This is a genomic window from Streptomyces piniterrae, assembly GCF_005048155.1.
Lineage (GTDB): Bacteria > Actinomycetota > Actinomycetes > Streptomycetales > Streptomycetaceae > Streptomyces > Streptomyces piniterrae.
In genome coordinates, this window is the sequence record NZ_SUMB01000003.1 from 402,668 (window position 1) to 424,680 (window position 22,013).

General features: G+C 70.5%; 22 protein-coding genes. 14 read left to right on the forward strand and 8 right to left on the reverse strand.

Annotation, left to right across the window (positions count from 1 at the left end; translation table 11 throughout):
• Window positions 1-152: 152 nt before the first annotated feature.
• Window positions 153-1,535, reverse strand: a complete 1,383-nt coding sequence (locus FCH28_RS10530) for a glycine--tRNA ligase (RefSeq protein WP_136739551.1) — start codon at window positions 1,533-1,535, stop codon at window positions 153-155.
• Window positions 1,536-1,757: 222 nt separating this feature from the next.
• Here FCH28_RS10530 and FCH28_RS10535 point away from each other — a divergent pair, with 222 nt between their 5' ends.
• The 4 genes from FCH28_RS10535 (at window position 1,758) to FCH28_RS10550 (ending at window position 5,052) form a co-directional block, all read left to right on the forward strand.
• The gene (locus tag FCH28_RS10535; protein ID WP_136739552.1) at window positions 1,758-2,723 is read left to right on the forward strand and encodes a metal ABC transporter substrate-binding protein; all 966 of its coding nucleotides are present in this window, start codon (window positions 1,758-1,760) and stop codon (window positions 2,721-2,723) included.
• Window positions 2,724-2,758: 35 nt separating this feature from the next.
• A complete protein-coding gene (locus tag FCH28_RS10540; protein WP_136739553.1) occupies window positions 2,759-3,538 on the forward strand; it encodes a metal ABC transporter ATP-binding protein in 780 nt (259 codons plus the stop codon).
• Between the two features lie 79 nt (window positions 3,539-3,617).
• Window positions 3,618-4,511, forward strand: coding sequence for a metal ABC transporter permease (locus tag FCH28_RS10545; protein ID WP_136739554.1), 894 nt, complete (start codon window positions 3,618-3,620; stop codon window positions 4,509-4,511).
• Window positions 4,512-4,626: 115 nt separating this feature from the next.
• A complete protein-coding gene (locus FCH28_RS10550; protein WP_136739555.1) occupies window positions 4,627-5,052 on the forward strand; it encodes a Fur family transcriptional regulator in 426 nt (141 codons plus the stop codon).
• A 90-nt stretch (window positions 5,053-5,142) separates the two neighbouring features.
• Here the strand turns inward: FCH28_RS10550 and FCH28_RS10555 are convergent, their stop codons facing one another.
• Together FCH28_RS10555 and recO are read right to left on the reverse strand one after the other, a co-directional pair.
• Window positions 5,143-5,961, reverse strand: coding sequence for an isoprenyl transferase (locus FCH28_RS10555; RefSeq protein ID WP_136739556.1), 819 nt, complete (start codon window positions 5,959-5,961; stop codon window positions 5,143-5,145).
• 97 nt (window positions 5,962-6,058) lie between these two features.
• A complete protein-coding gene (recO, locus tag FCH28_RS10560) occupies window positions 6,059-6,805 on the reverse strand; it encodes a DNA repair protein RecO (RefSeq protein ID WP_136739557.1) in 747 nt (248 codons plus the stop codon).
• 238 nt (window positions 6,806-7,043) lie between these two features.
• On the opposite strand from recO, the gene FCH28_RS10565 reads away from it, so the two are divergent.
• From FCH28_RS10565 to FCH28_RS10590, 6 genes are read left to right on the forward strand one after another with little or no spacing between them, the layout of a single operon-like run.
• Window positions 7,044-8,519: an ATP-binding protein gene (locus tag FCH28_RS10565; RefSeq protein WP_136739558.1), complete on the forward strand. Its 1,476-nt coding sequence runs from the start codon at window positions 7,044-7,046 to the stop codon at window positions 8,517-8,519.
• The gene (locus FCH28_RS10570) at window positions 8,519-8,947 is read left to right on the forward strand and encodes a roadblock/LC7 domain-containing protein (protein ID WP_136739559.1); all 429 of its coding nucleotides are present in this window, start codon (window positions 8,519-8,521) and stop codon (window positions 8,945-8,947) included. Before FCH28_RS10565 ends, FCH28_RS10570 begins: the two co-directional genes overlap by 1 nt.
• Window positions 8,944-9,303 (forward strand): DUF742 domain-containing protein, encoded by a 360-nt coding sequence (locus FCH28_RS10575; RefSeq protein WP_136739560.1) that lies wholly within the window; start codon window positions 8,944-8,946, stop codon window positions 9,301-9,303. The genes FCH28_RS10570 and FCH28_RS10575 overlap by 4 nt, the downstream gene beginning before the upstream one ends.
• A 40-nt stretch (window positions 9,304-9,343) precedes the next feature.
• Window positions 9,344-9,922, forward strand: coding sequence for a GTP-binding protein (locus FCH28_RS10580; protein ID WP_136739936.1), 579 nt, complete (start codon window positions 9,344-9,346; stop codon window positions 9,920-9,922).
• Window positions 9,919-11,304 carry a cytochrome P450 gene (locus FCH28_RS10585; RefSeq protein ID WP_136739561.1) on the forward strand — a complete coding sequence of 462 codons (1,386 nt, stop codon included), beginning with the start codon at window positions 9,919-9,921 and terminating at the stop codon, window positions 11,302-11,304. The genes FCH28_RS10580 and FCH28_RS10585 overlap by 4 nt, the downstream gene beginning before the upstream one ends.
• On the forward strand, window positions 11,220-12,455 hold the full coding sequence (locus FCH28_RS10590) for a cytochrome P450 family protein (RefSeq protein ID WP_136739562.1): 1,236 nt from the start codon (window positions 11,220-11,222) through the stop codon (window positions 12,453-12,455). The genes FCH28_RS10585 and FCH28_RS10590 overlap by 85 nt, the downstream gene beginning before the upstream one ends.
• Before the next feature lie 77 nt (window positions 12,456-12,532).
• Here the strand turns inward: FCH28_RS10590 and FCH28_RS10595 are convergent, their stop codons facing one another.
• A complete protein-coding gene (locus tag FCH28_RS10595; protein ID WP_136739563.1) occupies window positions 12,533-13,240 on the reverse strand; it encodes a TerB family tellurite resistance protein in 708 nt (235 codons plus the stop codon).
• Window positions 13,241-13,567: 327 nt separating this feature from the next.
• Window positions 13,568-15,346, reverse strand: coding sequence for a 2-isopropylmalate synthase (gene leuA, locus FCH28_RS10600; RefSeq protein WP_136739564.1), 1,779 nt, complete (start codon window positions 15,344-15,346; stop codon window positions 13,568-13,570).
• Between the two features lie 307 nt (window positions 15,347-15,653).
• On the opposite strand from leuA, the gene FCH28_RS10605 reads away from it, so the two are divergent.
• The 4 genes from FCH28_RS10605 (at window position 15,654) to FCH28_RS10620 (ending at window position 19,863) form a co-directional block, all read left to right on the forward strand.
• Window positions 15,654-16,742 carry a M4 family metallopeptidase gene (locus tag FCH28_RS10605; protein WP_136739565.1) on the forward strand — a complete coding sequence of 363 codons (1,089 nt, stop codon included), beginning with the start codon at window positions 15,654-15,656 and terminating at the stop codon, window positions 16,740-16,742.
• Between the two features lie 87 nt (window positions 16,743-16,829).
• A complete protein-coding gene (locus FCH28_RS10610; protein WP_136739566.1) occupies window positions 16,830-17,096 on the forward strand; it encodes a protealysin inhibitor emfourin in 267 nt (88 codons plus the stop codon).
• A gap of 122 nt (window positions 17,097-17,218) precedes the next feature.
• Window positions 17,219-18,616: a GH1 family beta-glucosidase gene (locus FCH28_RS10615; RefSeq protein ID WP_136739567.1), complete on the forward strand. Its 1,398-nt coding sequence runs from the start codon at window positions 17,219-17,221 to the stop codon at window positions 18,614-18,616.
• A complete protein-coding gene (locus FCH28_RS10620; protein ID WP_136739568.1) occupies window positions 18,613-19,863 on the forward strand; it encodes an MFS transporter in 1,251 nt (416 codons plus the stop codon). The genes FCH28_RS10615 and FCH28_RS10620 overlap by 4 nt, the downstream gene beginning before the upstream one ends.
• A gap of 46 nt (window positions 19,864-19,909) precedes the next feature.
• Here FCH28_RS10620 and era read toward each other — a convergent pair whose 3' ends face one another.
• The 3 genes from era to FCH28_RS10635 form a co-directional block, all read right to left on the reverse strand.
• Window positions 19,910-20,848, reverse strand: a complete 939-nt coding sequence (gene era, locus FCH28_RS10625; protein ID WP_136739569.1) for a GTPase Era — start codon at window positions 20,846-20,848, stop codon at window positions 19,910-19,912.
• A 96-nt stretch (window positions 20,849-20,944) separates the two neighbouring features.
• The gene (locus FCH28_RS10630) at window positions 20,945-21,298 is read right to left on the reverse strand and encodes a cytidine deaminase (RefSeq protein WP_136739570.1); all 354 of its coding nucleotides are present in this window, start codon (window positions 21,296-21,298) and stop codon (window positions 20,945-20,947) included.
• A 205-nt stretch (window positions 21,299-21,503) separates the two neighbouring features.
• Window positions 21,504-21,956 (reverse strand): hypothetical protein, encoded by a 453-nt coding sequence (locus FCH28_RS10635; protein WP_136739571.1) that lies wholly within the window; start codon window positions 21,954-21,956, stop codon window positions 21,504-21,506.
• Window positions 21,957-22,013: the final 57 nt, after the last annotated feature.

Below are 22,013 nucleotides of genomic sequence, written 5' to 3' on the forward strand. Positions count from 1 at the left end.
CACCACCCCCGCCCGCACACCACCCCCACCCGCAACACAAAAGCGCCGGCCGGCCCCGGAAAGTTCCGGGCCCGACCGGCGCCTGAGGTCAATGAGGCGTCAGCGGAACGGGGCCGCCCGCGAGTCGGCCACCGGCGACGCCCCGCGCGGGCCTAGCAGCCCAGCAGTCGCGCACCCAGGTAGGCCTGGATCTGGTCCAGGCTGACCCGCTCCTGCTTCATCGTGTCGCGCTCGCGCACCGTGACGGCGTTGTCGTCGAGGGTGTCGAAGTCGACCGTGACGCAGAACGGGGTGCCGATCTCGTCCTGGCGGCGGTAGCGGCGGCCGATGGCGCCCGCGTCGTCGAACTCGATGTTCCAGTTCTTGCGCAGGTCCGCGGCGAGGCCCTTGGCCTTCGGCGACAGCTGCGGGTTGCGGGACAGCGGCAGCACCGCGACCTTGACCGGCGCGAGGCGCGGGTCGAGGCGCATGACCGTGCGCTTCTCCATCTTGCCCTTGGCGTTGGGCGCCTCGTCCTCGATGTACGCGTCGAGCATGAAGGCGAGCATCGCGCGGCCGACGCCGGCCGCCGGCTCGATCACGTACGGAGTCCAGCGCTCGCCGGCCTCCTGGTCGAAGTAGGAGAGGTCCTGGCCGGACGCCTTGGAGTGCGAGGAGAGGTCGTAGTCGGTGCGGTTGGCGACACCCTCCAGCTCGCCCCACTCCGAGCCGCCGAACTGGAAGCGGTACTCGATGTCGGCGGTGCGCTTGGAGTAGTGGGAGAGCTTCTCCTCCGGGTGCTCGAACCAGCGGATGTTGTCCTCGCTGATGCCGAGGTCGACGTACCAGTTCCAGCGCTGCTGCATCCAGTACTCCTGCCACTGCTCGTCCTCGCCCGGCTTGACGAAGAACTCCATCTCCATCTGCTCGAACTCACGGGTCCGGAAGATGAAGTTGCCCGGAGTGATCTCGTTCCGGAAGGACTTGCCCATCTGCGCGATGCCGAACGGCGGCTTGCGGCGCGAAGTCTGCTGAACCTGAGCGAAGTTGGTGAAGATGCCCTGCGCGGTCTCGGGGCGCAGATACGCGACCGAGGCGGTGTCCTGGGACGGGCCGAGGTGGGTGGAGAGCAGGCCGGAGAACTGCTTGGGCTCGGTGAAGCCGCCCTTGTTGCCGCAGTGCGGGCAGTTGATGTCGGCGAGGCCGTTGTCGGGGCCGCGGCCGTGCTTGGCCTCGTACGCCTCCTCCAGGTGGTCCGCGCGGAAGCGCTTGTGGCAGGAGGTGCACTCGGTAAGCGGGTCGGTGAAGGTGGCGACGTGGCCGGACGCCTGCCACACCTCGGGGGCCAGGATCACCGACGAGTCGATGCCGACGACGTCGTCGCGCGAGGTGACCATGGAGCGCCACCACTGGCGCTTGATGTTCTCCTTGAGCTCAACGCCGAGGGGGCCGTAGTCCCAGGCAGCGCGGGAGCCGCCGTAGATCTCACTGGAGGGGTAGACGAAGCCACGGCGCTTGCTCAGGCTGACGATGGTATCGATCTTGTCGGCGGCCACGGTGCTCTCTTCATACGACGACGAACGATGGATAAGGGCGGCGCCCTGCGCCTCGGCGGGGGGTGGTGGTCGGGAGACGGGCGGGCGAATAGCTCAGGGTACCGGCGGGCGTACCCCCCGGATCAAATCGGTTCCACGCCTCTGACGGCCGACCCTCCGCAGGTCTGGTCCGACTATCCGCTTTGTTGACAATCGTTTCCAGCTTTGTTGAAAATGACTGTCATGAACATACGTCGGTCCCTGTCCACCGCCGCCGTCGCCGGAGCCTCGGTGCTCGGCCTCCTGGCCCTCTCCGCCTGCTCCACGAACGGCGCCGCGCGCACGGACGACGGCAAACTGAAGGTCACCGCGTCCTTCTATCCCATGGAGTACCTCGCCGCGCAGATCGGCGGGAAGCACGTCCAGGTCACCGGCCTCACCAAGCCGGGGAGCGAACCGCACGATCTGACCCTCACCGCGAAGCAGACCGCCCTGCTCGGCGAGTCCGGCGCGATCGTCTACCTCAAGGGCGTGCAGCCCGCCGTGGACCAGGCCATCGCGCAGTCCGGCGTCGAGAACGTCGCCGAGGCGTCCGCCATGACCACCCTGGAGACGCACGGCACCGAGGTCGGCCACGACCACGGGCATGCCGAGGAGCACGGGCACGACGAGCACGAGGAAGAGGGCGGCAAGGACCCGCACATCTGGCTCGACCCGGTGAAGTACGCCGAGGTCGCCAAGGGCGTGAACAAAACCCTCGCCAAGGCCGACCCGGACCACAAGGCCGACTACCAGAAGAACACCGACGCCCTGGTCAAGAAGCTGGAGGCGCTGGACGCGGACTTCAAGGACGGCCTGAAGAAGCGCGGCTCGGACACCTTCATCACCACCCACGCGGCCTTCGGCTACCTCGCCGAGCGCTACGGCCTGACCCAGGAGGCCATCAGCGGCCTCGACCCCGAGTCCGAGCCCAGCGCCAACCGCATCAAGGAGCTGCACACGCTCACCAAGGAGCACCACGTCTCCACCGTCTTCTTCGAGACGATCGCCAACCCGGCCACCGCCAAGGCCCTGGCCGGTGATCTGCACCTGAAGACCGATGTCCTCGACCCGCTCGAGGGCATCACCGCCAAGTCCCGCGGTACGGACTACCTCGGTGTGATGCGGTCCAACCTCGCCGCGCTCCAGAAGGCACTGGGCAGCAAGTGAGCACACCGGCCACCCCGCACGTGACGGAGGTCACCGTGAAGCAGACGCAACAGCAGCCGGTCATCGACCTGCGCGGAGCCACCGCCTCGCTGGGCGCACGCCCCGTGCTGCGCGGCGTCGACCTCACCGTGCACGCCGGCGAGGTCGTGGCGCTGCTCGGCGCCAACGGCTCCGGCAAGTCCACCGCCGTACGGTCGGTGATAGGCCAGGTTCCGCTCAGCGGCGGCACCCTGTCGCTCTTCGGCACCGAGTTCCGGCGCTTCCGTGACTGGGCCCGGGTGGGCTATGTCCCGCAGCGCACCACCGCCTCCAGCGGCGTCCCGGCCACGGTCCGCGAGGTCGTCATGGCCGGCCGGCTGGCGCGTACGAAGCTGGGCATCGTGCGCAAGGCCGACCGGGCCGCTGTGCACCGCGCCCTGGCGCTGGTGGGCATGGCGGACCGGGCAGGGGACTCCGTCAACGCGCTCTCCGGCGGCCAGCACCAGCGGGTGCTGATAGCCCGCGCGCTGGCCGGCGAACCGGAGCTGCTGATCATGGACGAGCCGATGGCCGGCGTCGACCTGGCCAGCCAGGAGGTGCTGGCAGGGGCGCTGCGCGCACAGGTCGCGGCCGGCACCACGGTGCTGCTCGTGCTGCACGAGCTGGGCCCGCTGGAGCCGCTGATCGACCGGGCGGTGGTGCTGCGGGAGGGCTGTGTCGTGCATGACGGCCCGCCGCCGGAGGCCGTGGGCCAGCACGCCCTGCCCGGCCACGATCACGTCCATCCGCACGCCGACGCGGCCGCGGAACCGATTCGTACGGGATTGCTGAGCTGATGCCGTATTCCTCGGGGGACAACCCCCGAACCACCAGCCGACACCCGAGCACCGGCTCCGTTTCGCGAGGTCGACCGACATGGAAATCCTGAACTACGCCTTCATGCAGCGGGCCCTGCTCGCCGCGCTGATCGTCGGTGTCACCGCCCCGGCCATCGGCATCTACCTCGTCCAGCGCCGGCAGGCCCTGATGGGCGACGGCATCGGCCATGTCGCCCTCACCGGCGTCGGCCTGGGCTTTCTCCTCAACACCAGCCCGGTCTGGGTCGCCACCGCGGTCGCCGTCCTCGGCTCCGTCGTCATGGAACTGATCCGCTGGTACGGGAAGACCCGCGGCGATCTCGCGCTGGCCATGCTGTTCTACGGCGGTATGGCGGGCGGTGTGATGCTGATGAGCCTCTCCGACGCCGGGTCCAACGCCAACCTCGGCACCTATCTCTTCGGGTCGATCACCACGGTCTCGCCTCAGGACATGACCACGATCTGTGTGCTGGCCGCCCTGGTGCTGCTGATCACGGTCGGTCTGCGCCGGCAGCTGTTCGCGGTCTGCCAGGACGAGGAGTTCGCGCGGGTGACGGGGCTCCCGGTGCGGCTGCTGAACCTGCTGATCGCGGTCACCGCCGCGGTCACCGTCACCGTGGCGATGCGGGTCGTCGGGCTGCTGCTGGTCAGTGCGCTGATGGTGATCCCGGTCGCGGCCGCCCAGCAGATCAGCCGCAGCTTCGCGATGACCTTCGCGGTGGCCATCGGGATCGGCGTCGCGGTCACTCTGACGGGTACCGCCACGTCGTACTACGTGGACGTGCCGTCCGGCGCGACCATCGTGCTGCTCGCCATCGGACTGTTCGTGATCTTCACGGCGCTGGCCGCGCCACTGGCGAAAAAACGCGCAAAGGCGGCCGCGGGAGCGTCGGAGGGGTGCACCCTTGAGGTACCGGGCAGCCGGACCCTCACGGACGACGTCAGCGTATAAGCGCCCCACCAGGGTTCGGATCACCACCTGGCACAATGGCCGGACGCTCCCCCACGCCCCACCGGCGCGGGAGGGACCCCCCACGTGAAGATCTGACGGCCCTAGGGAGGCAACGGTGGCGACGAGCGCGGGTTCTCCGGTACGCGGCCGGTCGACGCGGCAGCGGACCGCGGTTTCGGCCGCACTCGACGAGGTGGACGAGTTCCGCAGCGCGCAGGAGCTCCACGACATGCTCAAGCACCGGGGCGACTCGGTCGGGCTGACCACCGTCTACCGGACGCTGCAGTCCCTGGCCGACGCGGGCGAGGTCGATGTGCTGCGCACCAGCGACGGCGAGGCCGTCTACCGCCGGTGCAGCACCGACGACCATCACCACCACCTGGTGTGCCGGGCCTGCGGCAAGGCCGTCGAGGTCGAGGGCCCCGCGGTCGAGAAGTGGGCCGACCAGATCGCCGCCGAGCACGGCTTCCGCGACGTCGCGCACACCATCGAGATCTTCGGTACGTGCGGCGACTGCGCGGCGCGGTCCGCGGACCAGTAACACCACGACCAGCACGAACGGGCCGTCTCCCAGAGGAGGCGGCCCGTTCGCATGGATCGGTGCTACCGGATCTGCGCCACTGGATCGGTGCTACTTCGCCGCCTGGCCGTCCGGCTCCGGCGCCGCACCGAAGCGGCGGTCGCGCCGCGCGTATTCGAGGCAGGCATCCCACAGGTTCCGCCGGTCGAAGTCCGGCCACAGGATGTCCTGGAAGACCATCTCGGCGTAGGCGCTCTGCCAGATCAGATAGTTCGAGGTGCGCTGCTCGCCCGACGGCCGGACGAAGAGGTCCACATCCGGCATGTCCGGGTAGTACATGTACTTCGCGACGGTCTTCTCGGTGACCTTGGACGGGTCCAGCTTTCCGGCCTTCACATCCGCCGCGATCTTCGCCGCGGCGTCCGCGATCTCCGCCCGGCCGCCGTAATTCACGCAGAAATACAGCGTCATCGCGTCATTGTTCTTGGTCTGCTCCTGCGCGACCTGGAGCTCCTGCACCACGGACTTCCACAGCTTCGGCATCCGGCCGACCCACCGGATGCGGATGCCCAGCGCGTCCATCTCGTCACGGCGCCGCCGGATCACATCCCGGTTGAAGTTCATCAGGAACTTGACCTCGTCGGGCGACCGCTTCCAGTTCTCCGTCGAGAAGGCGTACAGCGAGAGGTTCTTCACACCCATCTCGATACAGCCCTTGAGCACGTCCAGGACGACGCCCTCGCCGACCTTGTGGCCCTCGGTGCGCGGCAGACCGCGCTCCTTGGCCCACCGGCCGTTGCCGTCCATGACGACCGCCACATGGTTCGGCACGAGCTCGCCGGGGATCTTCGGCGGGCGCGCGCCGGAGGGGTGCGGCTCGGGCGTCACGTACTCACGTCGATTACGGCCCAGAATCCCGCGTCGTGCCATGCGGCCCACGTCTCCTATGTGTCGTATACGTCGTATGGGTCGGTCGAGTCTGTTTGCCTGCGCGGCTGTTTCTCCGCGCGGCCGTTTCTCTGCACGGCTAATTCTCCACGTACCGGAGGGAGCGCAGACCCCGCTCCAGATGCCACTGGAGATAGGCCGCGACGAGCCCGCTGCCCTCCCGGACATGCCGCGGCTCGCAGGCGTCCGCCGTCTCCCAGTCGCCGGTGAGCAGCGCGCCCAGGAGCCCGATGGCCTCCGAGGAGGGTACGACGCTTCCCGGGACGCGGCAGTCGCCGCAGACGACGCCGCCCGAGGCCACCGAGAAGAACCGGTTGGGACCGGGCAGCCCGCACTTCGCGCAGCTGCCGAAGCTGGGTGCGTAGCCGTTCACGGCGAGTGAGCGCAGCAGGAAGGCGTCCAGCACCAGATGCGGCGCGTGCTCACCGCGGGACAGCGTCCGCAGCCCGCCGACCAGCAGCAGATACTGCTGTACGGCCGGCTCGCCCTCGTGGTCGGTGAACCGCTCGGCGGTCTCCAGCATCGCGGTGCCGGCGGTGTAGCGGGCGTAGTCGGTGACGATCCCGCCACCGTACGCGGCGATCGTCTCGCTCTGCGTGCACAGCGGCAGCCCGCGGCCGACGAGCTCGCCGCCGCGCGCGAAGAACTGCACATCCACATGCGAGAACGGCTCCAGCCGCGCCCCGAACTTCGACTTCGTCCGCCGCACCCCCCGCGCCACCGCCCGGACCCGGCCGTGCCCCCGGGTGAGCAGGGTGATGATCCGGTCCGCTTCACCCAGCTTCTGGGTGCGCAGCACGATGCCGTCGTCGCGGAACAGACTCATGTGGTTATTCTCGCGCATCGCCGGAGCGGCCGTGGGCGCCCGGTCGGGAGACCCCGGAATGTCAGGGCCACATCACGCCATCGTCCGGGTCATCGCGGGCGGAACGTGACCTTCCGTACTTCTCAGTCGCCGCCGCTCAACGAGCTTACGACTCGTCAACTCCCCGGTAGCATCCGGTGATGATCGGCAGTATTCAGCCGTGATGGCAGGCCGACCCAGTACCCACACGAGGATCTCGATGACATCCATACCGGAGGCGCTGTTGTGGTGCCTCAGCGCAGGTACGGCCGCCGCCGTGGTCTTGGCGGCGCTCTTGGTCCGCACGCACAAGCAGCGCGCCGACCTGAGACAGCGCCTCACCGCCTCCGAGGAGCAGAACAGCGCCACGCTCCACAGCAATACGGAACTGTCGGCCCGGCTGCGGGCCACCGAGGCCGAGATCCGGCATCTGGCCGGGGCACGACTGCCCGACCTCACCATGGCGCTCGCCCATCCGCACGTCCCCGTACGCGGGCTGCTGGACTCCCGGTTCGCCGGTTCGGAGACGGATCACGCGCTGACCGCGGTACTGGAGCAGATCGGCCAGGCGGTCACCAGCGAGCGGCAACGCGTCGACGCGGCCGCGCAGTCCACCCTCCGCGGCGCGACCACCACCATCCAGGCGCTGCTCTACCGCCTCCAGACGGCGCTTCAGGACATGCAGCACCGCTACGACGACCCGCAGATCGCCCAGGACCTGCTGGACGCGGACTTCCTCAACGAGCAGGCGCTGCGCCGTATTCAGGCCACCTCCGTGGTGTGCGGCGCCTGGCCGGGCCTGACCCGCGAGGACTCCTACCTCGCCGAGCTGGTCGTCGGCGCCACCTCCCGGCTGCGCGGCTACGAGCGCGTCCAGGTCAGCAACCAGCTGCGCGACCCGGTGGCCGTGGTCGCCCGTGCCGTCGAGCCGATCGCGATCACCGTGACCGAGCTGCTGGCCAACGCGCTGCACCACTCGCACCAGGAACTGCCGGTCACCGTCACCCTCCAGCAGGGCAACCGCGGCGCGTCGGTCATCATCGACGACTACGGCGTGGGCATGCACGACGACGAGATCAAGCACGCCATGGAGCTGCTGTCCGGTGACGACGATCTGCTGCTGACCCAGCTCGGCGATCCGCCGCGGTCCGGCTTCGCGGCCGCGGGTCAGCTGGTGCGCCAGTACGGCTACGGCGTCCATGTCGAGCCGTCCCCGTACGGCGGTGTGCGCGCGGTCGTCTACATCCCCGGCGATCCCCTCCTCACCGTCCTCGACGAGAGCGCCCAGCCGATGTCCGTGATGGCTCCGCTGCCGCACCGCGCGGGTGTGCCGGACCGGTCCTCGTCCGTGCTGCCGACCGGCGCCTCCACCCCGCCGCCGGCCGCGCACGCCCCGTCCGCCGTACGGCCGGCGGCGGCCCCGGCCCAGACTGCGGCCCCGACCCCGGCCCCCGACCCGGCGGCCCGGCCCGATGCGCCCGCCGCGCCCGCGCCCGCCGAGGGCGAACTCCCGCGCCGGCGCCGCCGTAAGCCCGTGTCCGAGGACGAGCAGAGCGCGCCGCGCGCCGAATCGATTCCCCCGCGCTCTCCGGAGGAGACCGCCTCCCGCTGGGCCGCGCTCCAGCAAGGCACCGAATCCGGCCGGGCCGCCGCCCAGTCCGAACCCCCTCGCAGTCCCGAAGGGAACGCCCACTGATGAACAGCCCCACTCGCCGCCGTGTCACCGAGGACAAGTCCTGGGTGCTGGCCCCCCTCCTGGAGCTGCCGCATGTTATCCACGCCGCCGTCATCTCCGGCGACGGATTCATCGAGGGCTCCTCACCCGGCCTGAAGCGCGACGCCGCCGAGGGCGTCGCCGCGATGATGTCCGCGCTCCAGGGCGCCGGACGCGCGGTCACCGCGGCCTTCGCCGACAAGGACGACGCCACGCTGCGGCAGACCGTCATCGAGTCCGAGGAGGGCTGGGTCTTCGCGATCCCGGCGGGCGAGAACACCTGCCTGGCCGTCTTCGCCGCCCCCGAGGTGAACATGGGCGTCGTCGCGCACCACATGCAGATCCAGGTGACGACCCTGGGCAGCAAGGTCATGAACAGTCCGGCTCGGGACCTCGGTAACCCGGCATGACCCCGCGCCAGAGCAACAGGCGCCTCGTACCGGCCTATCTGGCGACCGGCGGACGCGCCCGACCCAGCCGCAACACGCTGGACCGGCTCTCGCTGCTGCACAGCGCGGGGATGCCGGTCACCAGTGAGGTACGCCCGGAAGAGCGCCGGATCCTGGAGCTGCTCCAGCCCGGCGCCCTGTCTCTGGCCGAGGTCGCAGCCCACCTCCACCTGCCCGTCAGCGTGGTGAAGGTGCTGGTGGCCGATCTTGTCGATGCCGGCCGCCTGCACGCCCGTGTCCCCATCCCCGAAGCCGAGCAATTCGACCGGCAGATCCTGGAGAGGGTTCTCGATGGACTCCGCTCTCTCAAGTCCTAGCACCGGCACCGATCCCGGCCCGCACGCCGGCACCGGCGGCATGTATCTCTCCGGCGACGACCAGACGCTGGTCAAGCTCCTGGTCGCGGGGCCGTTCGGAGTCGGCAAGACCACGCTCATCAGGGCGCTCTCGGAGACCCCGCCGCTGCACACCGAAGAGGTCATGACACAGACCGGCGCGATCGTCGACGATCTCGCCGGGGTCCGGGACAAGACCACCACCACCGTCGCCATCGACTTCGGGCGGCTGACCCTCCCCGGGGACCTGGTGCTCTACCTGTTCGGCACGCCCGGACAGAAGCGTTTCCGCCCGCTGTGGCAGGACATCGCCCGTGGTGCGCTGGGCGCCCTCGTCCTCGCCGACACCCGCCGGCTGGCGGACTCCTTCGAGGTGATGGACATCGTCGAGGAGGCCGGGCTGCGCTACGCGGTGGCGGTCAACACCTTCCCCGACGCGCCGCAGTACGACGTCGAAAAGCTCCGCGACGCCCTCGATCTGCACCCCGAGACGCCGCTCGTGCTGTGCGACGCCCGCGACCGGGACCAGTCCGTCGACGCGCTGATCGCGCTCGTCGGCCATGTCCTGGCCCACACGCCCCAGGAGAACCAGAACCCGTGACTTCCCCGCACCAGCCGGGCGCCACACCACCACCGGGCTGCCCGGCCCATGCCGCACCGCCGGCGGGCGACCGGACGCCGGCCCAGCCCGACGCGCACACACCCGTGAAGCTCTACGGACCGGACTTCGCCGCCGATCCCGACCGCTTCTACCGGCACCTGCGCCAGTACGGCGCGCTGGCGCCCGTCGAGATCGCGCCCGGGGTGACCGCGATGCTGGTCACCGACTACCGGGCCGCGCTGGACCTGCTGCACGACGACAACACCTGGTCCAAGGACTCCCGGGACTGGATGACGACCGTCCCCGCCGACTCGCCGGTCATGCCGATGCTGATGTGGCGGCCGAACGTCTTCTACAGCGACGGCGCGGAACACGACCGCTACCGGGCGGTCATCACCGACAGCTTCCGGCTGGTCGAACCGCATGAGCTGCGCGCCCGCACCCACCGGGCCGCGGACACCCTCATCCAGCGGTTCGGCGCCCGCGGTCAGGCCGATCTGATCGCCGAGTACGCCCGGCTCATCCCCCTCCTGATGTTCAACGGCCTCTTCGGCATGCCCGATTCCTACAGCGAGCGGCTCATCGAGGCCATCGCCGGGATGATGGAGGGCAACTCCCCCGAGGAGGCGGCCGCCGCCAACGAGGCGTTCACCACGTACATCATGGAGCTCGTCGGCGCGAAGAAGGCACAGCGCGGTCCGGACCTGACGTCCTGGTTCATGGACCACCCCAACGAGCTGTCCGACGAGGAACTGGTCCACCAGATCGTCCTGACGATGGGCGCCGGCAACGAACCGCTCGCCAACCTCATCGGCAACGCGCTCTCCCGGATGCTGTCCGACGACCGCTACTACAACACCCTCTCGGGCGGCGCGCTGACCACGCGCGACGCCATCAACGAGGTGCTGTGGAACGACCCGCCGATCGCCAACTACTCCGCTCACTTCCCGCTGCGCGACGTCTTCTTCCACGGCACCTGGATCCGCGCGGGACAGCTGGTGATGGTGTCGTACGCGGCCGCCAACGGCCAGTTCGGCACCACCACGCTGGACCAGCCCCGCTCGGGCAGCGGTTCGCACCTCTCCTGGGCGGCGGGCGCGCACGGCTGCCCCGTACAGCGGCACGCACTGCTGATCGCCACCACCGCGATCGAGCGGCTCACCGCCTGGCTCTCCGACATCGAACTCGCCGTGGAACCCGGCGAGTTGGTGTGGCGCAACGGCGTCTTCCACCGGGCCCTGACGGCGCTCCCCGCCCGCTTCACCCCCATCACTCCCGACCAGGCAGGAGCCACCCCATGGCACAACAGGGACAGCAGCCCGTCGTCATCGACCCGGTCGGAGCCGATATCCACGGAGAGGCGGCCCGCCTCCGCGAGCTAGGCCCGGTCGCCCTCGTCGAACTCCCCGGCGGCATCGAAGCCTGGTCCGTCACCAGTCACACCCTGCTCAAGGACCTGCTGACGGATCCGCGGGTGTCGAAGAACCCGCGCGAGCACTGGCCCGCCTGGCAGCGCGAGGACATACGGGGCAGCTGGCTGCAGTCCTGGATCGGCGTCACCAACATGTTCACCGCGTACGGCGCCGACCACCGGCGGCTGCGCAAGCTGATCGCCCCGGCGTTCACCGCGCGCCGCACGGACGCGATGCTGCCGTGCGTGGAGCGCATCACGGCGGCACTGCTGGGCGACCTCGCCGCCGTCCCGGCCGGCGCCACCATCGACCTGCGCGAGGCCTTCACCCACCCGCTGCCCCTCCAGGTCATCTGTGAGCTGTTCGGCTTCCCGGAGGGCGAGCCGCGGGCCGAACTGGCCCGCCATGTCGCGGCGATCATGGACACCACGGCCACCCCCGAAGAGGCCGGCGCCACCGCCGCGGCCGTGGGCGCGCTGCTGGGCGGCCTGGTCGCGAGCAAGCGGGAACGGCCCACCGACGACCTGACCAGCCTGCTGGTCTCCGCACGGGACGACGACGGCGAGCGGATGACCGAGCAGGAGCTCCTGGACACCCTGCTGCTCGTCATCGGCGCCGGTCACGAGACCACCGTCGATCTCCTGGGCAACGCCGTCATCGCTCTGCTGACCCACCCCGACCAGCTCAAGGCGGCGCTCTCGGGCGAGTCCTCCTGGAACGACGTCATCGAGGAAACGCTGCGCTGGGCGCCCAGCATCGCCAGCCTGCCGCTGCGGTTCGCCGTCGAGGACATCGCCGTCCCGGACGGTCCCACCATCCGCAAGGGCGAGGCGATCCTCCCGGCGTACGCGGCGGCAGGCCGCGATCCCGGGTTCCACGGCGAGAACGCCGCCCACTTCGACATCCGGCGCCAGGTCACCGAACACCTCGCCTTCGGCCACGGCGTCCACCGCTGCCTCGGCGCGCCGTTGGCCCGTATGGAGGCCCGGACCGCCCTCCCGGCGCTCTTCGCCCGCTTCCCCGACCTCCAACTGGCCGTCCCCGCCGAGGACTTGGCGCCGGCCGGCGGCTTCATCGCCGGTGGCTACGGGAAGCTGCCGGTCCGGCTGACCCGGGCCTGATCCGCTCCCGGGCACTGCGCACGCGGCCCCGCCACCGGACGGTGGCGGGGCCGCGTGCGTATCAGGGCGGTGGCGTCTCAGGACGGCGTACGGGCCGCCGCCAGCAGCCGGTTGGTGTCGGCCGGGCGCAGCAGCAGGGCGGCTCCGACGGTGCTCAGGACCTCGCGTTCGGCGGGGGTGTAGGAGCCGTCGGCCAGGGCGATACGGGCGCCCTGGAGGAGGAGGGACTCACGGCCGGCCGGCGCGAGGTGGGGCGCCAGGGGTTCCAGGGACTCATGGAGCTCTATGGCCAGCGCGGTGCCGCACGGGTCGAGGCCGTTGTGGGCGCATTCGCCGCCGGTCACCGCGTCGTAGGTGCCGGTGAGGCGGCCGGTGTCGGCGGCGAGGGCGGCGAGGAGGGTGAGCAGATGGTCCTCGGAGCAGTCCGCGAAACCGGCCGCGCGGACCGTGGCGACCGCGGTGTCGCGTACCGCGCCGGAGGAGGTGCCGCCGGCGGCCAGCAGGGCGAGCGTGACGGTGTGGACGGCGTCCCGGAGCATCGCGGAGAAGCGGACGGTGGTGGGGTGGTCCAGGGCGTCCAGGCCGAAGTGGCCGCGACAGGCGGAACATTCGAGGACCGGGCCGGCGGCGCCGCGGGAGAGGACGGGGACGCCGAGGACGGTGAGCCGGCGGCGCCCGGTCTGGCGGAGGTAGTTGCGGTCGCCGCCGCAGTCCGGACAGAAGAACTCGCCGTCGGCGACGGTACGCCAGGACGTGCGCACGCCCATCACACACATCTTGTGCATCACGTCAGTCCTCCGTAACTCCCCGCGGCCCGCAAGGCACGGGAGATACCCCCATGGCCCCATCGCCATATGGGCGTGATGTTAGCCACATCGGTGATGCGGCGTCAGCACCTCGTACCGGACTACTGGCCGGATGGCGAAGGGCCCCAACCCTCACGGGGGAAGGCGCCGGGGCCGGTTGACGCCGGTGACGACGCAGTCGGGGCGCGACTTCCGGCGGGTTGACCATGGGGTGGGTGAGGCTCCCGGGACTTGGCCTGAACCAGCGGGTGACGGGGCCCACCAGAATCGACCGGCAGGCCCCGCGCCCCTCTCCTCCGCACCGGATCAGCGACCTGCGCGGTTGACCGCCGAGACGACCGCCTTCAGCGAGGCGCGCGTCGTGTTCGGGTCGATGCCGATGCCCCACAGGACCTTGTCGCCGATCGCGCACTCGATGTACGAGGCGGCCTGCGCGGAGGCGCCCTCGCTCATGGTGTGCTCCTGGTAGTCCAGCAGGCGTACGTCGATGCCGATGCCCTGGAGGGCGTCGAAGAACGCGGAGATCGGACCGTTGCCGGAGCCCTTCAGGACGGTGTCCTGTCCGTCGACGACCGCCTCGACGGTGAGCGCGTCGATGCCGTCCCGGTCCGTCGTGGTCTGGCCGTTCTTGACCTGGATGCGGCCCCACGGGTTGCCGGGGTTGGGCAGGTACTCGTCCTGGAAGACGGACCAGATGGCGGCCGGGGTGACCTCGCCGCCCTCGGAGTCGGTCTTCTCCTGGATGATCCGGGAGAACTCGATCTGCATCCGGCGCGGCAGGTCCAGCTTGTGGTCGTTCTTCAGGACGTAGGCGATACCGCCCTTGCCGGACTGCGAGTTGACGCGGATGACGGCCTCGTAGGAGCGGCCGACGTCCTTGGGGTCGATGGGCAGGTACGGGACCGCCCACTCGATGTCGTCGACGGTCTTGCCGGCGGCGGCCGCCTCGGCCTCCATCGCGTCGAAGCCCTTCTTGATGGCGTCCTGGTGGGAGCCGGAGAAGGCGGTGTAGACCAGATCGCCCGCGTAGGGGTGGCGCGGGTGGATCTCCATCTGGTTGCAGTACTCGGAGGTGCGGCGGATCTCGTCGATCTGGGAGAAGTCGATCTGCGGGTCGACGCCCTGGGAGAAGAGGTTCATGCCCAGTGTCACCAGGTCGACATTGCCGGTGCGCTCGCCCTGGCCGAACAGGCAGCCCTCGATGCGGTCCGCGCCGGCCATGATCGCCAGCTCGGCGGCGGCCACCGCCGTACCGCGGTCGTTGTGCGGGTGGACGGACAGGCAGATGTGCTCGCGGCGCGACAGGTTGCGCGACATCCACTCGAAGCGGTCGGCGTGCGTGGAGGGCGTCGAGCGCTCGACGGTGGCGGGCAGGTTCAGGATGATCTCGCGGCCGGCCTCGGGCTGCCAGACGTCCATCACGCCCTCGCAGACCTCCAGCGCGAAGTCCAGCTCGGTGTCGGTGAAGATCTCCGGGCTGTACTGGTAGCCGAAGCTGGTCTCGTCGCCGAGGATCTTGTCGGCGTACTCCATGACCAGCCGGGTGCCGTCCACCGCGATCTGCTTGACCTGGTCCTTCGAGCCGCGGAAGACGACCCGGCGGAAGGTGGGGGCGGTGGCGTTGTACAGGTGGACGGTGGCGCGGTGGGCGCCGCGCAGCGATTCCACGGTCCGCTCGATGAGCTCCTCGCGGGCCTGCGTCAGGACGGAGATCGTCACGTCCTCGGGGATCGCGCCCTCTTCGATGATGGAGCGGACGAACGCGAAGTCGGTCTCGCCGGAGGACGGGAAGCCGACCTCGATCTCCTTGTAGCCCATGCGCACCAGGAGGTCGAACATCTCGCGCTTACGGGCCGGCGACATCGGGTCGATCAGCGCCTGGTTGCCGTCCCGCAGGTCCGTCGACAGCCAGCGGGGCGCGACGGTGATGCGGTTGTCCGGCCAGGTGCGGTCGGGGATGTCCACGGCCTCGTACGGGCCGTACTTGTGGATCGGCATCCCGGAGGGGCGCTGCAGCTGCGTGGCGTTGGTGACCGGGGTGCGGCGGCCGACGGCGTGCGCTGCGGGGCTCGACGGATTCGTCATGGTGCGTAGGGCTCCTCGTATGTCCTCGGTGGAGGCCGACGGGGCAGAACTTCGAAATTCCGCAACACCGAACTCCGCGGGGAGGGGGTCGGCCTACGACTACAGGCCCTCGCCGCGGCAGCTAAGGAGAAGCAGCCCGAAACGCATGATGCACAGCACCCTAGCTGAGGTACGCCGTCACCGGCGGGTGCGTATCAGTATGCGGGACCGGAAGGACGTAAGGGTCGAACTGCGACGAACCACACGTTTTCAGGAATCTGGGCGGCAGGCAGTGACACTGGCGTCACACAATGCCACCGTTTTGTTCATGGACTCCACTGTGACCCCTCGTACCCCGGCCACCCCTGTCTTCTGCACCATCGTCCCGCCCCATCTCATCAGCAGGCTGGCGGAGCACCACGGCCATGTCGTCCCGACCCTTGAGCACGACGACCGCCAGCGCACCCGGCGCCGCGAGATCACCCTGGAAGGCCGCACCCCCGGCGAGCCCGGGGAGGCCGCCGACAAGCCCCGGCGCACCATCTACGACGCCGAGCACCGGGAGGACCTGCCCGGAAAGAAGGTGCACGCAGAGGGCGACGAGCCGTCCGCGGACGCCTCCGTAAACCGCGCCCACGCCGGCCTCGGCGCCACCTTCGAGCTGTTCCTGAAGATCTACGGCCGCAGGTCCATCGACGGCGCCGGCCTGCCGCTCGACGCGACCGTCCACTACGGCGAGAAGTACGACAACGCTTTCTGGGACGGCGAGCGGATGGTCTTCGGCGACGGGGACGGCCAGCTGTTCAACGACTTCACCATCGCGACGGACGTGATCGGCCACGAGCTGACCCACGGCGTCACGCAGTACACCGCCAACCTCGACTACCTGGGCCAGTCCGGGGCGCTCAACGAGTCGATCTCGGATGTCTTCGGCTCGCTGATCAAGCAGTACTCGCTGGGCCAGAGCGCCGAGGAGGCCGACTGGCTGATCGGCAAGGACCTGCTGGGCCCGGACATCGACAGCGGCCAGGCACTGCGCTCCATGAAGGCACCGGGAACCGCGTACGACGACGACGTCCTCGGCAAGGACCCGCAGCCCGCGACGATGAAGGACTTCGTCACGACGGAGGACGACAACGGCGGGGTGCACATCAACTCCGGCATCCCCAACCACGCCTTCTACCTGGCCGCCACCGCGCTCGGCGGCAACGCCTGGGAGCGGGCGGGGCAGGTCTGGTACGACGTGCTGACCGGCGGCGAGCTCGCCAAGGACGCCCAGTTCGCCGACTTCGCCGCGCTCACCATCGCGGCGGCCCGCGCGCGGTTCGGCGACGGCGCCGAGCACGAGGCGCTGGTCAAGGCGTGGTCGCAGGTCGGGGTGACCGGCAAGGAGGCCGACGGGACGGCCGCGGAATAGCCGGAGAGCGGAACAGCCGGAGAGGCGACCGGTGAACAGCGGTATCGGGCGGCGGTCCGCCGCCCGATACCGGGTAGACAGGCCCTCATGCGCATTCAGATCCGACGCACCGGTGGCTTCGCAGGTATCGAGCGCCGCGCCGAGGTGGACACCTCGGGGCGGCCCGATGCCGGCGACTGGCACACCCTGGCCGAAGAATCCCTCGCCGCCGCCCACGAGACGCCCCCCGTCGGCGTGCCGGACGGCTTCAGCTATCAGCTCACCGTCGACGGGCGGACGGTGTACTGCTCCGATCCCCGGCTGACGGACGCACAGCGGAAGCTGATCAGCCGGGTGATGAAGGAGGGCGAGTAGCGGGGCGGGGGACGGGCGGCCGATGGCGAGCGACCGTTGAGGGCTGCCCGTGACGGTCGCCCTCAACTCCCCGCTCCTGCACACCCCTTGACAGGGTTACCGGCGGTTACAAAGATCCGCCCATGACAACGATGCCGGGCGGTCCGCGTCGCCCCCTCCCCCGCTTCCCCCGCGACTTCCTGTGGGGCGTCTCCACCTCCGCCCAGCAGATCGAGGGCGCGGTCGACGAGGACGGGCGCGGGCGCTCCGCCTGGGACGCCTTCACGGCCGAGGCGGGGCGGATCAAGGACGGGTCCGACGCCCGCGTCGCGACCGATCACTATCACCGCTACCGCGAGGACGTCGCGCTGCTCAAGGAGCTCGGCGTCGGCGCCTACCGCTTCTCGGTGTCCTGGCCGCGGGTCGTCCCCGACGGCAGCGGCCCTGTCAACGCGGCCGGGCTCGACTTCTACGACCGGCTGGTGGACGAGCTGCTGACGGCGGGCGTCAAGCCGGTGCCGACGCTGTTCCACTGGGACACTCCGCAGCGGCTGGAGGCCGGCGGCGGCTGGCTCCGACGGGACACCGCCGAGCGCTTCGCGGCGTACGCGGACGCCGTCGCGGCCCGGCTCGGTGACCGCGTCGACCGGTGGATCACGCTCAACGAGCCCGCCGAGCTGACGCTGCTGGGCTACGGCCTGGGGCAGCACGCGCCCGGCCGTCACCTGGTCTTCGACGCACTGCCGGCCGCCCACCACCAGCTGCTGGGCCACGGCCTGGCCGTCCAGGCGCTCCGCGCCCGCGGCGCGACCGACATCGGCATCGCCAACTCGCACGGCCCGACCTGGCCGGCGTCGGAGTCCGAGGCCGACACCGGCGCCGCCGACCTCTACGACCTGCTGCTCAACCGGCTGTTCGCGGAGCCGGTCCTGCTCGGCCGCTACCCGGACGAGGAGCTGGCGGCACTGCTGCCGGGCCCCGTCGCGGAGGACCTGAAGACCATCTCCCAGCCCCTGGACTGGTACGGAGTCAACTACTACCAGCCGACGCTGGTCGGCGCGCCGGACCCGGCGGCGACCGCCCCCACCGACTTCGGGGGCATCTCCCTCCCGCCCGAACTCCCCTTCTCCCCGCGGGAGATCAAGGGATACCCGCGCACCGACTTCGGCTGGCCGGTCGTCCCCGAGGCCCTCACCGAACTCCTGCTGTCCTTCCGCGAGCGGTACGGGGCGAGCCTGCCGCCGATCGTGATCACCGAGAACGGCTGCTCGTACGAGGGCATCGAGGACCCCGACCGCATCGCCTTCCACGACGCCCACATACGGGCCCTGCACGAGGCGATGTCCGCAGGGGTGGACATCCGCGGCTATTTCGTCTGGTCCCTCATGGACAACTTCGAGTGGGCCGAGGGATACGCACGGCGCTTCGGGCTCGTCCATGTCGACTTCGCGACGCTGACCCGTACGCCGAAGTCCTCCTACCACTGGCTCCGGGACGCGCTGCGGGACCAGCACGACCGGCGGGACCGGGCACGGGGATGAGCGCTGGCGCGGCTCCGCCGGCGCTCGCGGAACCGTCCGAGCGGGTGGGCCGCGGCTGGACCGCGTCACTGTCACTCGCGAACGGCGCGATCTGGGCCGGCTGGTACGGCCCGATCCAGATCCTGCTCGCCCTCCAGGCAGCCGACGTCGCGCCGCCGGGCACGTCCAAGGAATCCGTACTCGCCTGGGTCACCGGCACCGGCGCCGCGGTGTCGGTCGTCTCCAACCCCCTCTTCGGGGCCCTCTCCGACCGCACCACGTCCCGCTTCGGGCGCCGTACGCCGTGGATCCTCGCCGGGGTGCTGGGCGGGGCGGCCGCCCTGACGCTGCTCGCGTCGGCCCGGACCGTCCCGCTGATGATGCTCGGCTGGTGCCTGGTCCAGCTCACCCTCAACGCCGCGTTCGCCGCGATCACCGCGGCCGTCCCCGACCGGGTCCCACGGCTCCAGCGGGGCACGGTGGGCGGCTGGCTGGGCGCGGCGCAGATCCTCGGCGTGCTCGCCGGTACGGCTCTCGCCACCCTCGCCGGCGGGGTGACGGCCGGCTACCTCGCCTGCGCCGGGTTCGTGGTCCTGGCCACCCTCCCCTACCTGCTCCGCCACAAGGACCTCGGCCTGCCGGCCGACCGCCGCCCGCCCTTCACCTGGCGGGGCTTCCTGGCCGGCTTCTGGATCAGCCCGCGCCGCCACCCCGACCTGGGCTGGGCCTGGCTGACCCGCTTCCTGGTAAACCTCGGCAACGCGCTGGCGCTTCTCTACCTGCTGTACTACCTCCGGGACGCGCTGCACCGTCCCGACCCCGACGGCGGCGTCCTGACCCTGACCGCCGTCAACGGCGCCACCCTCCTGGGCACCGTCGTCCTCGGCGGCATCCGGTCCGACCGGGCCGGCCGCCGCAAGCCGTTTGTCCTGTGGGCGGGAGTGATCATGACGGCGGCCACGGTGCTGCTGGCGGTCTGGCAGACATGGCCGGGAGCGCTGTGCGCCGCGGCGCTGCTCGGCGTCGGCTTCGGCGTCTTCACGTCCGTCGACTTCGCGCTGATGACGGACGTCCTCCCGGCCGCCGCACACCGCGCCAAGGACCTGGGCATCATCAACATCGCCAACTCCCTGCCCCAGGTGGCCGCCCCCGCACTGGCCGCCCCCCTCGTGAACCACCTGGGCGGCTACCGGACGCTGTACCTGGTCGCAGCGGGGGTGGGCCTGCTCGGCGCGATCCTGGTGCGGCGGGTGCGGGGGGTGGCTTAGGGGGCGGGGCGGCCCGATCGGCGAGGCGAGGTGCGCGAGGTGCGCCTCAGAACCCCAGCTTGCGCAACTGCTTCGGGTCCCGCTGCCAGTCCTTGGCAACCTTGACATGAAGGTCGAGGAAGACAGGAGTCCCCAGCAGTGCCTCGATGTGCTTGCGGGACTTCACGCCGACCTCCTTCAGGCGCTTGCCCTTGGGGCCGATGATGATGCCCTTCTGGCTGGGGCGCTCGATGTAGACGTTCGCGTGGATGTCGAGGAGGGGCTTGTCGGCGGGGCGGTCCTCGCGCGGGAGCATTTCCTCGACGACGACCGCGATGGAGTGCGGCAGCTCGTCGCGTACGCCCTCCAGCGCCGCCTCGCGGATCAGCTCGGCGACCATGACCTGCTCGGGCTCGTCGGTGAGGTCGCCCTCCGGGTAGAGCGCCGGGCTCTCGGGGAGGAGGGGTACGAGCAGGTCGGCGAGGAGTGAGACCTGGGCGTCGCCGACCGCCGAGACGGGGACGATCTCGGCCCATTCGATGCCGAGCTCCTTGCCGAGCTGGTCGATGGCGATCAGCTGCGCGGCCAGCGTCTTCGAGTCGACCAGGTCGGTCTTGGTGACGATGGCGATCTTGGGGGTCTTCTTGATCCCGGCGAGTTCGGTGGCGATATAGCGGTCGCCGGGGCCGATCTTCTGGTCGGCGGGCAGGCAGAAGCCGATGACGTCGACCTCCGCCCAGGTGGTGCGGACCACGTCGTTGAGGCGTTCGCCGAGGAGGGTGCGCGGCTTGTGGAGGCCGGGGGTGTCGACGAGGACGAGCTGGGCCTCGGGGCGGTGCACGATGCCGCGCACCGTGTGGCGGGTGGTCTGCGGCCGGTTGGAGGTGATCGCCACCTTCGTGCCGACGAGAGCGTTCGTCAGGGTGGACTTGCCCGCGTTCGGGCGGCCGACGAAGCACGCGAAGCCGGCGCGGTGCGGGGCGGAGGAGTCTGTACGAACGCTCATGGCGCCCATTCTCCCCGATCCCCGGGGACTCTCCGACCACCCGGCCGGCCCACCCGCCCGGCGATCACCGCGCTCGTGCTTCGCCGAAGGGTGCGGTCAGCCCGCCGACACCGTCGTCCGAAGGGTGCCGTCGACGCCCGCCACCAGGACCGGCGTCTCCGGGCCGCCCAGGTCGCGGACGGCGGCGCGGTCGGCGTCCGCGGCGTGCTCCGCCTCGGTGACCACGGCCGCGGCCTCCAGGGACGTGGCGCCGCTGGCGACGGCCATCGCCACGGCCGTCTGGAGCGCGCTGAGCTGCAGCGAGTCCAGGGCGACGGTGCCGGCGACGTAGGTGCGTCCGGTCTCGTCGCGTACGGCGGCACCCTCGGGCACGCCGTTACGGGCCCGCGCCGAGCGCGCGAGCGTGATGATCTTGCGGTCTTCGGGGTCCAGCGGTGCGGCTTCGGTCATACCGGCGAGCATATGCGCCACCCCCGGGGCCGTCCGTGCGGGACCACCCCGCGACCGACCGTACGGCGACGACGTGCGGACGCTGACGAGGGCGGCTGCCCCGCTCCCCTGCGCCGGGGCAACCAGTCCGTCAGCTCCGCCGCGTCATCGCTGTCGCGTCATCGCGCTGTCGCGTGCTGACGTGACGGCGTGATCACGTCGTGCATCACGTCGAGCCGCTGCAGCTCACCGCGAGGGAACTGCCGGTGCCCTGCCCGGAATCCTTGTCGACGGACTTCCCGTCGACGAGCATTTCGCAGGTGACCTTCCCCTTCTTGGCGGCGTCGACCGGTCCGACCGCGATACTCGGATAGCGGTCCGGGTCCACTTTGTACGTCTTGGACCAGGGCGCCTTGACGTTCTTGATTTCCTCGGTGTGGCCGCTGTCCGGCGTGGTGCCGCCCAGCGCCAGATCCAGCGGCAGGTTCGAGGTCACCTTGAACTCGACGGAACGCTTGCCGTCGCCCGCCGCGGAACCCCCGCCGCTGCCGCCCTGGCTCCCCGAACTGCCGGTCTTCTTGCCGCCCTTGGCGCTGCCGGGTTCATCGGAGCCACTGGAGCAGCCGGCCAGCAGGGCCGCCACGGCGACCAGGCCGACCGTGGCTTTGAGTGCACGCATTCCGCTTCAACTTCCCTCTCACACGGAACGGTTGGCGCTTTTCGGCAACCGCCCGAG